The organism is Burkholderia pyrrocinia (assembly GCF_022809715.1).
Classification (GTDB): Bacteria; Pseudomonadota; Gammaproteobacteria; order Burkholderiales; family Burkholderiaceae; genus Burkholderia; species Burkholderia pyrrocinia_C.
Genome location: NZ_CP094459.1, coordinates 2,962,280 through 2,975,173, shown reverse-complemented (window position 1 = coordinate 2,975,173; position 12,894 = coordinate 2,962,280). Strand labels below are relative to the sequence as shown.

Annotated in this window: 13 protein-coding genes; 4 read left to right on the top strand and 9 right to left on the bottom strand. The window is 68.6% G+C overall.

The features are described 5' to 3' along the window. Positions 1-7 precede the first annotated feature (7 nt). On the top strand, positions 8-952 hold the full coding sequence (locus tag MRS60_RS13775) for a ketopantoate reductase family protein (protein WP_243564844.1): 945 nt from the start codon (positions 8-10) through the stop codon (positions 950-952). 266 nt (positions 953-1,218) lie between these two features. Further along, positions 1,219-2,616, top strand: a complete 1,398-nt coding sequence (locus tag MRS60_RS13770) for an MFS transporter (RefSeq protein WP_243564843.1) — start codon at positions 1,219-1,221, stop codon at positions 2,614-2,616. Positions 2,617-2,646: 30 nt separating this feature from the next. Here the strand turns inward: MRS60_RS13770 and kynA are convergent, their stop codons facing one another. The 3 genes from kynA to kynB form a co-directional block, all read right to left on the bottom strand. Beyond that, entirely contained in the window at positions 2,647-3,600 is a 954-nt protein-coding gene (gene kynA, locus MRS60_RS13765; RefSeq protein WP_243565623.1) for a tryptophan 2,3-dioxygenase, read from the bottom strand. A gap of 92 nt (positions 3,601-3,692) precedes the next feature. Further along, entirely contained in the window at positions 3,693-4,946 is a 1,254-nt protein-coding gene (gene kynU / locus MRS60_RS13760; RefSeq protein WP_432207823.1) for a kynureninase, read from the bottom strand. 25 nt (positions 4,947-4,971) lie between these two features. Further along, on the bottom strand, positions 4,972-5,613 hold the full coding sequence (gene kynB / locus MRS60_RS13755; protein WP_034178872.1) for an arylformamidase: 642 nt from the start codon (positions 5,611-5,613) through the stop codon (positions 4,972-4,974). A 130-nt stretch (positions 5,614-5,743) separates the two neighbouring features. Here kynB and MRS60_RS13750 point away from each other — a divergent pair, with 130 nt between their 5' ends. Further along, the gene (locus tag MRS60_RS13750) at positions 5,744-6,244 is read left to right on the top strand and encodes an Lrp/AsnC family transcriptional regulator (protein ID WP_006477992.1); all 501 of its coding nucleotides are present in this window, start codon (positions 5,744-5,746) and stop codon (positions 6,242-6,244) included. Here MRS60_RS13750 and MRS60_RS13745 read toward each other — a convergent pair. The 4 genes from MRS60_RS13745 to MRS60_RS13730 all read right to left on the bottom strand — a co-directional run bounded on the left by MRS60_RS13745 (position 6,231) and on the right by MRS60_RS13730 (position 9,664). Beyond that, positions 6,231-6,740, bottom strand: a complete 510-nt coding sequence (locus MRS60_RS13745; RefSeq protein ID WP_034178871.1) for a flavin reductase family protein — start codon at positions 6,738-6,740, stop codon at positions 6,231-6,233. The genes MRS60_RS13750 and MRS60_RS13745 overlap by 14 nt on opposite strands. A 294-nt stretch (positions 6,741-7,034) precedes the next feature. Beyond that, positions 7,035-7,700 (bottom strand): hypothetical protein, encoded by a 666-nt coding sequence (locus tag MRS60_RS13740; RefSeq protein ID WP_243564842.1) that lies wholly within the window; start codon positions 7,698-7,700, stop codon positions 7,035-7,037. Further along, on the bottom strand, positions 7,697-9,103 hold the full coding sequence (locus MRS60_RS13735) for a selenium-binding protein SBP56-related protein (protein WP_105390059.1): 1,407 nt from the start codon (positions 9,101-9,103) through the stop codon (positions 7,697-7,699). The genes MRS60_RS13740 and MRS60_RS13735 overlap by 4 nt, the downstream gene beginning before the upstream one ends. 393 nt (positions 9,104-9,496) lie before the next feature. Then, positions 9,497-9,664 (bottom strand): hypothetical protein, encoded by a 168-nt coding sequence (locus MRS60_RS13730; RefSeq protein WP_165948103.1) that lies wholly within the window; start codon positions 9,662-9,664, stop codon positions 9,497-9,499. Between the two features lie 18 nt (positions 9,665-9,682). On the opposite strand from MRS60_RS13730, the gene msrA reads away from it, so the two are divergent. Beyond that, positions 9,683-10,243 carry a peptide-methionine (S)-S-oxide reductase MsrA gene (gene msrA / locus MRS60_RS13725; protein ID WP_034178868.1) on the top strand — a complete coding sequence of 187 codons (561 nt, stop codon included), beginning with the start codon at positions 9,683-9,685 and terminating at the stop codon, positions 10,241-10,243. Positions 10,244-10,276: 33 nt separating this feature from the next. Here the strand turns inward: msrA and MRS60_RS13720 are convergent, their stop codons facing one another. Both MRS60_RS13720 and MRS60_RS13715 read right to left on the bottom strand, forming a co-directional pair. Continuing rightward, positions 10,277-11,590, bottom strand: coding sequence for a DUF72 domain-containing protein (locus MRS60_RS13720; protein ID WP_243564841.1), 1,314 nt, complete (start codon positions 11,588-11,590; stop codon positions 10,277-10,279). 23 nt (positions 11,591-11,613) lie between these two features. Further along, positions 11,614-12,834: an SAM-dependent methyltransferase gene (locus MRS60_RS13715; protein ID WP_034178866.1), complete on the bottom strand. Its 1,221-nt coding sequence runs from the start codon at positions 12,832-12,834 to the stop codon at positions 11,614-11,616. Positions 12,835-12,894: the final 60 nt, after the last annotated feature.

Genomic DNA, 12,894 nt, shown 5'->3' with positions numbered 1-12,894 from the left:
ACCGACGATGAGAATCGCAATTCTGGGCGCGGGCGCGATGGGCTCGCTGTTCGGCGGGCTGCTGGCCGAAAGCGACGAGGCCGTCACGCTGATCGACGTGAACGACGCACATCTCGATGCGATCCGCCGCGACGGGCTGCGCATCGACGACGATCGCGGCGAACGCCGCATCCGCGTTTTGCGGGCCGTGCGGCCGGAAGCCGCGAATGCGGACGCGGCCGCATCGCCCGATGCATCGTTCGACCTGCTGATCGTTTTCACGAAATCGCTGCATACGCGCGCTGCGCTCGACGGCGTGCGCGCGCTGCTGACGCCGCGCACGCACGTGCTGACATTGCAGAACGGGCTCGGCAACGTCGAGACGCTGAATGCGTTCGTGCCGCTCGAACGCATCCTGGTCGGCGTGACGACGTGGCCGGCCGATTTCGCGGGGCCCGCACACGTTCGCTCGCACGGCGCGGGCACGATCCGCATGATGACGGCCGACGGCCACGCACACCCGTTCGCGACCGCCGTGGCCGATGCGCTGTCGCGCGCGGGGCTCGCATGCACGCTCGATGCCGACGTGTGGGCCGCGATCTGGGAGAAGGTCGCGTTCAACGCGGCGCTCAACACGCTGTGCGCGGTGACCGGCTGCACGGTCGACCAGCTCGGCAACCATCACGACGGGCCGCGGCTCGCGCTCGCGATCGCGGCCGAGACGGCCGCCGTCGCCCGCGCGAAGGGGATCGCGGTCGACGGCGAACGCGTCGCACGCAACGTCGAACATGCAATCACCGAGCATCGCGGCCATCGCCCGTCGATGCTGCAGGACGTGCTCGCGGGCCGCCGCACGGAAATCGACGCGATCAGCGGCAAGGTCGTCGCGGCCGCGCGCGAAGCGGGCGTCGCGGTGCCGCATACCGAGACGCTGCTTGCGCTCGTCCGGCTGATCGACGCACGGGTGAACTGAGCATCAGACTGGCGGCGCTGCGTGCGCCGCCCAACGATACGAGCGCGTCGCACGCAGACGATGGCGCCGGATCGAGACGGGTTGGACAAGACACCGGAGCCGGCGCCGACGCGTTGACGCCGGCCGACCGCGCAGTACGAGATCCGGGCACGCGCCGACGCGCCAGCCCGGGCAACTGGAGACGCCATGAAAGCCATCGAATGCCGTTGTCTTGCCGCGCGCCGTTCGCGCGCGTTGCCGCCGACGCGCGGCGCACGGGAGGTCGCATGAGCACGCGCGACGGATTGCCGCCGCCGTCGGTCGATATCGGCACGACGCTCGACGACGGGCCGTTCACGACGATGCAGCGCTGCGTGGTGCTGCTCGCCGCGCTCGCGATCGTGCTCGACGGCTTCGACGGCCAGTTGATCGGTTTCGCGATTCCCGTGCTGATCCGCGAATGGGGCATCACGCGCGGCGCGTTCGCGCCGGCCGTCGCGGCCGGGCTGATCGGGATGGGCATCGGCAGCGCGTGCGCGGGGATCGTCGCGGACCGCTTCGGCCGCCGACAGGCCGTGATCGGCAGCGTGTTCCTGTTCGGCGTCGCGACCTGCGCGATCGGCTTCGCACCCGACGTCGCGGCGATCGCGATGCTGCGCTTCTGCGCGGGGCTCGGGATCGGCGGCGCACTGCCGACGGCCACGACGATGACGGCCGAATACACGCCAGCGCGGCGCCGCACGATGATGGTGACCGCGACGATCGTCTGCGTGCCGCTCGGCGGGATGCTGGCCGGCCTGTTCGCGCACGAGGTGCTGCCGCGCTACGGCTGGCGCGGGCTGTTCTTTGCAGGCGGCGCGCTGCCGCTCGTGCTCGGCTTCGTGCTCGTGCGTGCGCTGCCCGAATCGCCGCGTTATCTCGCGCGGCGCCCCGCGCGCTGGCCGGAACTCGGCGCGCTGCTCGCGCGGATGCAGCGGCCGGTGGCGCCGGGCACCGTGTTCACCGATACGAAAGATGCACGCGCACCCGGCAGCCGCAGCGGCTTCGGCGCGCTGTTCGCGAGCGGCCAGGCGCGCGACACGATCGCACTGTGGTGCGCGTTCTTCATGTGTCTGCTTGCTGTCTACGCGGCGTTCAGCTGGCTGCCGACGATGCTGGCCGCGAGCGGGCTCAGCGTATCGGTCGCGGGCGCGGGCCTTACCGCGTACAACCTCGGCGGCGTGATCGGCGCGCTGCTGTGCGCATGGGCGATCGCGCATGCCGGGTCGCGCTGGCCGCTCGCGCTGTGCAGCATCGGCGGCGCGGCGAGCGCGGTGTGGCTGATGGGTGTCGATGCGAGCCGCCACACGAACTGGCTGATCGTCGGGCTCGGTCTGCACGGGCTGTTCGTCAACGCGGTGCAGTCGACGATGTATGCGCTCTGTGCGTACATCTACCCGACGGCGGTGCGTGCGACGGGCACCGCGAGCGCGCTCGCGTTCGGCCGGCTCGGCGCGATCCTCAGCGCGTTCGCGGGCGCGATCGTGATCACGGCGGGTGGTGCGGGTGCGTACCTGACGATGCTGGCCGCGGCGATGGGCGTCGTGTGCATCGCGCTGCTCGCGGTGCGGCGGCACATTCCGCGACTGTCGCGCGCGCAGTCGCTGCCGCGCGAAGGGGAGGAGCTGGCCCGCACGTCGTCGTGACGTGCGGGCGCATCGCGTGCATCGTGTGCGTTACAGCGTGGTGCGCACGTGCCAGAGCTCGGGGAACAGCACGACGTCGAGCATCTTGCGCAGATACGGCGCGCCGCTGGTGCCGCCCGTGCCCTGCTTGAAGCCGATGATGCGCTCGACGGTCGTCACGTGACGGAAGCGCCACTGGCGGAACGCGTCCTCGAGATCGACCAGTTCCTCGGCCATCTCGTACAGCTCCCAGTGCTGCTGCGGGTGTCGGTACACCTCGAGCCACGCGGCTTCGACCGTCTCGTCGTGCCGCGTCGGCTGCGTCCAGTCGCGCTCGAGCCGCTCCGCTGCGATCGGGAACCCGCGCCGCGCGAGCAGGCGCACGACCTCGTCGTAGAACGACGGCGCGTCGAGCGTCGCGCGCACCTGTTCGAGGATGTCGGGCCGGTGCGCATGCGGCTGCAGCATCTGCACGTTCTTGTTGCCGAGCAGGAATTCGAGCTGGCGATACTGGTAGGACTGGAAGCCCGACGACTGCCCGAGATACGGCCGCATCGCCGAATATTCGGACGGCGTCATCGTCGACAGCACGTTCCACGCCTGCACGAGCTGCTCGAGGATGCGCGACACGCGCGCGAGCATCTTGAATGCGGGCGGCAACGCGTCGGAGCGCACCGCGTCGAGCGCGCCGCGCAGCTCGAACAGCGCGAGCTTCATCCACAGCTCGCTCGTCTGATGCTGGATGATGAACAGCATCTCGTTGTGATCGGGCGACAGCGGATGCTGCGCGTCGAGGATCGAATTCAGCGACAGGTAGTCGCCGTAGCTCATCGACTTCGAGAAATCGAGCTGCGCGTTGTGCCAGCCGGCTTCACCGGCGGCATCGCCCGGCACGTGCGGCGCTTCGTGTGCCGCTTGCGCGGAATGTGCCGAATGTACCGGTTGCGCGGCGCGTGCGCCCGAGAACGGGCAGCCCGCCGGCGCTTCGTCGCCGGGTGGCTGCATATGACCAGAATTCACGACTTTCTCCAGGATTGAATGACGGGGGCGCGGCGCGCGTTCCACACGTCACTGCGGCGCGCGCCGGGCAAGACCGGTCAGGTCACCGCGCCGCGTTCGGCGAACTCGGGCGCCTTCCACGCGTCGGTGGCCAGGATGTCGCGCAGCGTCTCGACGGCATCCCACACGTCGACGAAGCGCACATAGAGCGGCGTGAAGCCGAAGCGCAGCACGTACGGCTCACGGTAGTCGCCGATCACGCCGCGCGCGATCAGCGCCTGCATCACTTCGTAGCCGTGCGGATGCTCGAAGCTCGCCTGCGAACCGCGCTGGTGATGCGAGCGTGGCGTGACGAGCTTCAGCGACAGGCCCGCGCAGCGCGCTTCGACGAGCGCGATGAACGCGTCGGTCAGCGCGAGCGACTTGCGGCGGATCGCCTGCATGTCGGTCTGCAGGAACACGTCGAGCCCGCATTCGACCATCGACATCGACACGATCGGCTGCGTGCCGCACAGGAAGCGCGCGATGCCCGGATCGGGCGCGAAGCCCGGCTGCATCGCGAACGGCGCGCGGTGGCCCCACCAGCCGGACAGCGGCTGCGAGAAATGCGCGTGATGGCGCTGCGGCACCCACACGAACGCGGGCGAACCGGGGCCGCCGTTCAGGTACTTGTACGTGCAGCCGACCGCGCCGTCCGCGCGCGCGCCGTTCAGGTCGACCGGCACCGCGCCGGCCGAGTGCGCGAGATCCCACAGCATCAGCGCGCCCGCGTCGTGCACGAGCTGCGTGACGGCCGGCATGTCGTGCATGTAGCCGGTGCGGTAGTTCACGTGCGTGATCATCGCGACGGCCGTGTCCGCGCCGAGCGCGTCGGGCAGGTCGGCCGGATCGTCGATCAGGCGCAGCTCGTAGCCGTCGCCGAGCTGCTCGATCAGCCCCTGCGCGATATACAGGTCGGTCGGGAAGTTCGAACGCTCCGACACGATCACGCGGCGCTCGGGCGCGCGCTCGGCCTGGTGGCGCAGCATCGCCGACAGCAGCTTGAACAGGTTGATCGAGATCGTGTCGGTCACGACCGTTTCACCGGATGCACCGCCGATCAGCGTCGCGAGCTTGTCGCCGAGACGGCGCGGCAGCGCGAACCAGCCGGCCGTGTTCCAGCTGCGGATCAACCCTTCGCCCCATTCGGCGCTAATCACCTGCTGCGCGCGGGCGGCCGACGCACGCGGCTGCGCGCCGAGCGAGTTGCCGTCGAGGTAGATCACGCCGTCGGGCAGCGCGAACTGGTCGCGCAGCGGGGCGAGCGGGTCGTCGCGGTCGAGGGCGAGCGCGTCTTCACGGGTCTTGATCATGATGTGGGGTCGTAGGTCGGGGTAATCAGGAAGCACGCGCGGGCAGCGCGCGCAGCACCGCGCGCACGGGGCTCGCATCGAGCGTCGCGAACTTCAGCGGCAGTGCGATCAGTTCGTAGTCGCCGGGCGGCACGTCGTCGAGCACGATGCCTTCGAGGATCGCCATCCGGTGCGCACGCACGCGGTGATGCGCGTCCATCGTCTTCGATTCCTGCGGGTCGAGCGACGGCGTGTCGATACCGATCAGCTTCACGCCATGCGCGGCGAGCAGGTCGATCGCTTCGGGCGCGACTGCGCAGAAGCCGGGGTCCCATTGCGCGACCGGCGCTTGCGCACAGGTGCGCAGCAGCACGCGCGGCGGCACGCCGTCGAGCGCGGCCGCGATATCGGCCGGCTGCACGACGGGCGATGCGCCGATGCAATGGATCACGCGGCACGGGCCGAGATAGGTGTCGAGCGGCACGGCGCCGATCGGTGCGCCGTCGGCGTCGTAGTGCAGCGGCGCGTCGCAGTGCGCGCCCGTATGCGGCGACAGCGTCAGGCGCGCGACGTTGACCGGCGAGCCGGCCTCCATCCGCCACACGCGTTCGACGGAAACCGGCGTATCACCCGGCCATACGGGAGTGGCGGGGCTGACAGGCGGCGAGATGTCCCAGAGTGTGTCCATGGCATGACGAAGCGGTGAGTCGATGCTTCGAATGATAGGTGGACGCTCGCAGAAAGTGCTTGCGAAATAAACATGGACAATCCGCCGGATTGGCAGATAATTCGACTGAGAGGGAAAACGGGGACCAAAAATGCACGCGATCACGCTCGATGCCACCGACTGCCGGATTCTGGCGGTATTGCAGGAGGAGGGCAGAATCAGCAATCTCGACCTGGCGGAGCGGATTTCGCTTTCGCCGTCCGCCTGCCTGCGCCGCATGCGCCTGCTCGAGGAGCAGGGCGTGATCGAGCACTATCGCGCGTGCCTGAGCCGCGAGAAGCTCGGCTTCGAGCTCGAGGCGTTCGTGCAGGTATCGATGCGCAACGAAGAGAATCAATGGCACGAGCGCTTCGCGGAAGCGCTGCGCGAATGGCCCGAGGTGGTCGGCGCGTTCGTCGTGACGGGCGAGAGCCACTATCTGCTGCGCGTGCTCGCGCACAACCTCAAGCACTATTCGGATTTCGTGCTGAACCGGCTCTACAAGGCGCCCGGCGTGATGGACATCCGTTCGAACATCGTGCTGCAGACGTTGAAGGACGAAGCCGGCGCGCCGGTCGGGCTGGCGCGCACGGGCGCGATCAAAGCGGTGTAAGGCCGTGGAAGCCGCCGCCGTGGAACACGAGCGGTGGCGTCTCGTCCGAAGCGGCGCGCACGCCGCAGCGTTCCACTTCGCCGACGAAGATCACGTGGTCGCCTTCGTCGTAGCGGCTGCGGTTATGGCATTCGAACCACGCGAGCGCGCCGTCGAGCACGGGCATCCCCGAGTTGCCGGCCACATGCGCGATTCCTTCGAAGCGGTCGCCCTTGTAGGTCGAGAAGCGCTTGCACAGGTCGAGCTGCGACGCCGCAAGCACGTTCACCACGTAATGACTGTTGCCGCGAAACACGGGCGTCGACGCCGATTTGTGCGCGAGGCTCCACAGCACGAGCGGCGGATCGAGCGATACCGAGTTGAACGAGCTGGCGGTGATGCCGATCAGTTGCCCGGACGGTGCGCGCGTCGTGATCACCGTCACGCCCGTCGCGAACTGGCCGAGCGCCTGGCGGAAGGCGGCCGCATCGAAATCCGGCGGGTTGGCGCGGCTCATCGGGCGGCCATCCGGAACGAAACGGGCGGGCGCGGCGCGACGCGGGCGCGGCGGACGAAAGGCGACAAGGCGGTCGATTGGGAAGTGGTGCGCATGGCCCGATTTTAGCGGAATCGGGGCCGCCGGACCCGGCCGGACGGCACATCGCGGGGATAGCGTGACGTAACGAACACTGCAACGCGATGCCGGGTTCACGATGGCGCGCGGTCGGCATGGCCGTTCTGTCGCGTTTTTTGTGCGGTGCCGCCGGCCTGTCCACCTGCCGATCCGCCACGCGCGCCATCGACGCCCGCGCTATTGCGTCGCCGCCAGCCCGAGCGACAGCGCACCCGTCACGATCAGGCTCGATGCCCACACCGCATCGAGATTGAACCAGCTCCGCGACACGAACTTCAGCCCGAGATAGCGGTACACGAGCCACGCGAGCCCGCCGCCGGCGGCGATCATCGCGGCCGCATGCACGGCCGCGACGACGAGCGCCATCCCGAGATGCGCATCGACGAGCGTGGCCGCCGCGCGGTGGCCGGCATCCATGTCGAGACCGCAAAGCCCGAGGTAGATCGGCACCAGCATCAGCCCCGCGCCGTGCGCGATCGCGACCGCGAACGACCACAGGCCGAGCCGCGCCGGCGGGATTCGCGCGAGCGCACGCGGATGCCGGCGCCGGATCAGCAGCACGGCGCCGAAGCCGATCACGAGCGCGCTCGCGCCGATCCGGATCGCCGACTGCCACGCGAGCAGCGCCGCGAGCAGCCCGAACGGCAGCATCACCGCGAATACCGCGAGCGCATGGCCGAGCGCGAGATAGCCGAGCGCCGCGACGAGCGCGCCGCCGCGGCGCGTCATCAATGCGTTCGACACCGCGAGCGGCCAGCCCATCGCGGGATTGAGCCCGTGATACATGCCGCTCGCGAGCACGGCCGCCCACAGCGCGAACTGCGCGTGAAGTCCGGCGTTCAACGCTTGACCGACGGGTAGCAGAACGAGTCGGTCGAGCAGTCGCCGCCTTCGAGCCGGATCTGGTGCGCGCGATAGCCGTCGGGGAACTCGACCCAGTAATCGTCGGCGAGCGTCAGCCCGCCGTCCGGCCCCGCATGCGCGAGCACCTGCGCGGCCGGCACGCCGTCCGGATAGAACTGGTCGTCCCATGTCGAATAAAGCGAGTTGGTCCAGTACACGCGCCGGCCGTCGCGGCTGATCTCGACCATCTGCGGGCCGCCCGCGAACGCGCGGCCGTTCGTGTGCGGCGCGCGGCGCACGATGCCGCCGATCCGCACCGACCCCGCGAGCACCGGGTTATGCGGATCCGACACGTCGTACTGGCGCATCTCGCCGGTGCCCCAGCACGACACGTAGAGGAAGCGGTCGTCGAGCGACAGGTCGATGTCGGTCACGAGCGGCGGCACCGCGCCGAACGCTTTCAGCAGCGGCGGCAACTCGTCGGCCGCGGCCGGCTCGGCCGGGATCGTCGCGGTCTTCTTCACATGGAACTTGCCGTCCTCGCGCCACCAGGTCCAGATCGAGCCTTCGAGGTTCGTCGTATCGACCACCACGCCGACGAATCCGTATTCGCGCACCGGGTCGTGCGCGGGCCGCACTTCGAGCGCCATCTGGTGCTGCGCGCCGAGATCGATCGTCTGCACGTTGCGCCGCGCGCGCAGGTCCCAGAAATGCAGCCGGTGCCCGTATTTGTTCGCGAGCAGGTCCTCGGGCACGATGCCGTTCTCGAATTGCGGCGGCAGCGCCCATTCGCTCGACACCATGTAGTCGCGCGGCAGGTTCCACCAGAAATCGTAGTGCTTGTCCTGCGGGCCGCGATCGATCTCCCAGCGGCCGAGCACGTCGAAGGTTTCGCAATCCATGATGAAGATGCCGGGCGCGCCGTCGGTGCCGTCCTTGCCCGCGCCGCCGAGCGTGCTCACGTAGATGCCCTCGGGGCCGCAGTGAACGGTGTGCGGCCGCGAATAACCGGTCTTCGCGAAGATCTCCTCGGGCTCGATGATCTTGTGGATCCGTGCCTGCGTCGGATGCGGCTTCGTGTCGATCACGTAGATGCGCGACGAGCGCAGGCCGGGGATGATCAGGAAGCGGCGTTCGAGGAACGCATGGCCGGTCAGCGGCGACAGCGCCGACGAGCACGCATTCCAGCCGAAGTGGTGAAACTCGTCGCCGGTGTTCGGCATCGTCACCGTGTGCACGATCTTTCCGTAGGTCGGCGAGCCGGGCTTCACGTCGATCACGGCGAGCGCGTCGGGTCTGGAAAAATCGGGGCTCAGCAACAACGTATAGGCAAACTCTTCCGCCGGCGCCTGCATCGCAAGCTCGGGCGAAGCGTGAAACGTCGGGTCAGGCCGCATGCTCATGGTGATGCCCTCTCGGTGGTATCGGACTACTGACGCACGGCCGTGCGCTGCGGGCGTGCGGGTCGAGGTGGCCGCGCGGCGCGCATCTCGCCGGCGGGCGCGATCGGCAGGCGGCTGCACGCGTCGGCGACACGCGCGGCGCCGTGCATCAGATCGTGAAAGCGGGTGAAGACGATGAACCGGATCGCGACGCCCTGAGTGACACGCGCGCACGATATCGCGAAGGTGAAGTTGAAGCGTCGGCTCGCGACGTGGCGGCGACCGGGCCCGCGGCGCGGGCGATGTCTGTCAAGACGTGCATATCGATGTTCCGGCAGATGATGGGTGCATCAGGGTCGGGCGTGCATCGGACGCTTTGCGTGGCCGGACGGTTTGCGCCGCGGTTACGCGTGCCTAAGTGTAGTCGAGAAACGTGTGGCCGGTCGCGCGCGGCACCTGTGCGATCTGCCAGGTTCGCGCGCGAGTGAGATACTTGCCGAAGTGCCGCTGCGTCCCGTACCACGGACGCGCAGCGGCGAGATGCAACGGTGGCGCCGGCACCTGCGTGCCGGCTGCTGTCATCAACGAGGGTCTGATTTCATGGGGAACGAAATGCTTGAAACCGCGACGTTGGGAGGCGGGTGTTTCTGGTGCACGGAGGCCGTGTTTCTCGATGTCGACGGCGTGACGGCCGTCCAGTCGGGCTATGCGGGCGGCCATACGCGCAATCCCGGTTATCGCGACATCTGCGAAGGCGACACGGGCCACGCGGAAGTCGTCAACGTGACGTTCGATCCGGCGCGCATCGGCTATCGCGAGATTCTCGAGATCTTCTTCGCGACGCACGATCCGACCCAGTTGAACCGGCAGGGCAACGACGTCGGCACGCAGTACCGGTCGGTCGTGTTCACGCATTCCGATGCGCAGCGCGACACCGCGCTGGACGTGATCAGCGAGCTGGAGCGCGAGCAGGTGTTCGGGCAGCCGATCGTCACGCAGGTCGTGCCGCTCGACGGCAACTACTGGCCGGCCGAGGACTATCACCAGAACTATTACGCGCGTAACCCGGGGCAGGGCTACTGCTCGGTCGTGATCGGGCCGAAGCTCGCGAAATTCCGGCAGAAGTTCTCGCACCGGCTGAAGTCGCTGCGCGGCGCGTAAGCGCGCGACCGGCGGAAACCGGCGAACCCGACGTCAAGCCGCCTCGTTGCGCCACTGCGCGCACGCGGCGGCGATTTCGCGCGCGAGCGCGATGCACGACAGCGGCGCGGAGCCTTCCGCCTTGTTGTTGATCGTGATGATCACCGGCTGCCCGGCCAGCGCGTAGCGCGCGGCCAGTTCGGCGAGCGCCGAGCGCGTGGCCGGATCCTCGTCGACGAGCTTGTCGAACGGCTCGTACTTCGCTTTCGCCTGTTCGTACTTGAAGCCGCCGTGCAGGCTCCAGCGCACGATCAGCGGGCCCGGCGCGTCGCCGTCGAGCAGCGCGAGGGCGGCGGCCTGGCGCAGCGGGTCGGGCATCCGCGCGTGCAGGCCGACGCAGTAGCGCACGCCGAGCGCGGCGAGCGCGCGGATGAAGCGCGGCGTGAGCAGGCTCGCGTCGCGGATCTCGATCGCGTAGCGCGGGCCGTCGGCTTCCGGCGGCAGCGGCGGCAGCGCCGCGAAGAACGCGGCGAGCCGGTCGATCAGCGCGGCCGGTTCGGCGAGCAGATGATCGGGCAGCGGCGAGAACTGGAACACGAGCACGCCGGCCTTCCGGCCGAGCCCTTCGACGCAAGGCTGCACGAATTCCCGGGTGGCGAGTTGCGCGTCGAGGAAGGTCGGGTTCGGTCCCGACGGCTCGCCGCGCCGGCCGCGCACGACCGCGTCGGTCACGGCGGCCGGCGCCTTCACGACGAAACGGAAATCGTCGGGCACCTGCTGCGCGTAGCGCAGGTAGTCGGCCACCGACAGCGGGCCGTAGAACGACCGGTCGAGGCTCACGCTCTTCAATAGCGGATGCGCGCCGTATGCTTCGAGCCCTTCGCGCGACAGCTTCGTCTGCGCGAAATCGCCGTCGTAGACGATGCCGTTCCAGCCGGGGAAGTACCACGACGACGTGCCGAGCCGGACGTTAGGCGGCAGGCCGGCCGCTGCATCGGCGACGTCCGCTGCGATCGGCGCGGGCGGCACGCCGCGCTGGCGCCGGCCTTTTTTCGTCGGCGCGGCCGGTGGCGACGGTTCGTCCCACAGCAGGCCGGAGGCGGGCGGCGGTTCGTCGGAGTCGGAACGGCGGGAGGCTGCGCGGGCGGGTGCGCGGGCGGGCGGCGCCTGCAGCGCATCGTCATGCGGGTTCGACGTCACGCGGTCATTGGCGTTTGCAGCGGGCGGGTCGTCTGCGGGAGGCGACGCGCGTGCAGCGTCCGCCGGCACGCCGAACAGGTCGAATTGTCCGTCGGCGTGCGACTCGTCCGTGTCGTCGCGCTGCTGTCGTTCCGGCGGCGCCTTGCGCCGCGTCCTGCCGTCACCCATGCATGCCCAGCGTGAAGCGCCGCCTAGCGCGGCAGCGCGTGTTCGTACATATAGCGCCGCGACCACGGCAGCGTTTTCGCGCTGCGTCCGGCCTTGCGGCACACGATCTGGAAGATCGACACGTCGTCGTGTTCGAACGCGTACGCGCAGCCGGCGAGATACACGCGCCAGATGCGGAATTTTTCGTCGTCGACGAGTTTTCGCGCTTCCTCGGCCTTCGCCTCGAAGTTTTCCGTCCAGATGTCGAGCGTGCGCGCATAGTGCCGCCGCAGGCTTTCGACGTCAACCGCTTCCAGCCCGCCGCGCTGCGCCGCTTCGAGCGCGAGGCTGATGTGCGGCAGCTCGCCGTCCGGGAACACGTAGCGGTCGATGAACTCGCCGCCGCCGAGCGCCGTTTCGCCGCTTTCCGCGTCGGTCGACGTGATGCCGTGGTTCATCGCGATGCCGTCGTCGGCGAGCAGTTCGCGCACCCGCGAGAAGTACAGCGGCAGGTTCTTGCGGCCGACGTGCTCGAACATCCCGACGCTCGTGATGCGGTCGAACTGGCCGTCGATTTCGCGGTAGTCCTGCAGGCGGATCTCGATCTTGTCTTCCAGTCCCGCGGCCTTCACGCGCGCGGTCGCGAGGTCGAACTGGTTCTGCGACAGCGTCACGCCGAGACACGTCGCGCCGAACTTCTGCGCGGCGCGCAGCACGAGCGCGCCCCAGCCGCAGCCGATGTCGAGCAGGCGCTGGCCCGGCTGCAACTGGATTTTCGTGAGGATGTGGTCGATCTTCTTGATCTGCGCGGTCGCGAGATCCTCGTCGCCGTTCTCGAAGTACGCGCACGAGTACACCATGTTCTCGTCGAGCCACAGCCTGTAGAACTCGTTCGAGACGTCGTAGTGATACTGGATCGCCTTCTTGTCGGTGTTCTTCGTGTGATTGAAGTAGCGCTTCACGCGCGCGAGCTTGCTCGCGCTCGTCACCGTGTTGCGCGCGAGCGAGTAGCCGATGTTGATGATGTCCGACAGCTTGCCCTCGATGTCGATCTTGCCCTTCACGTACGCCTCGCCGAGATTGTCGAGGCTTGGTTCGAGCAACAGCGGCAACGCCGACGCGCTGTTCACCTTCAGCGTGACCTGCGGCGCGCTGAAGGTGCCGAAATCGAGTTGCTCGCCGTTCCACAGCACGAGGCGCGCCGGTATGTTCGCTTTCGCCCGTACTTCGTCCGCCCACTGTGCCAGCTTCTTTTCCCAGAACATTTGGATTCTCCGTTTGTTCGTTGAATCGAATACAGCCAAGTATCTTGACGGCGCCCGCCG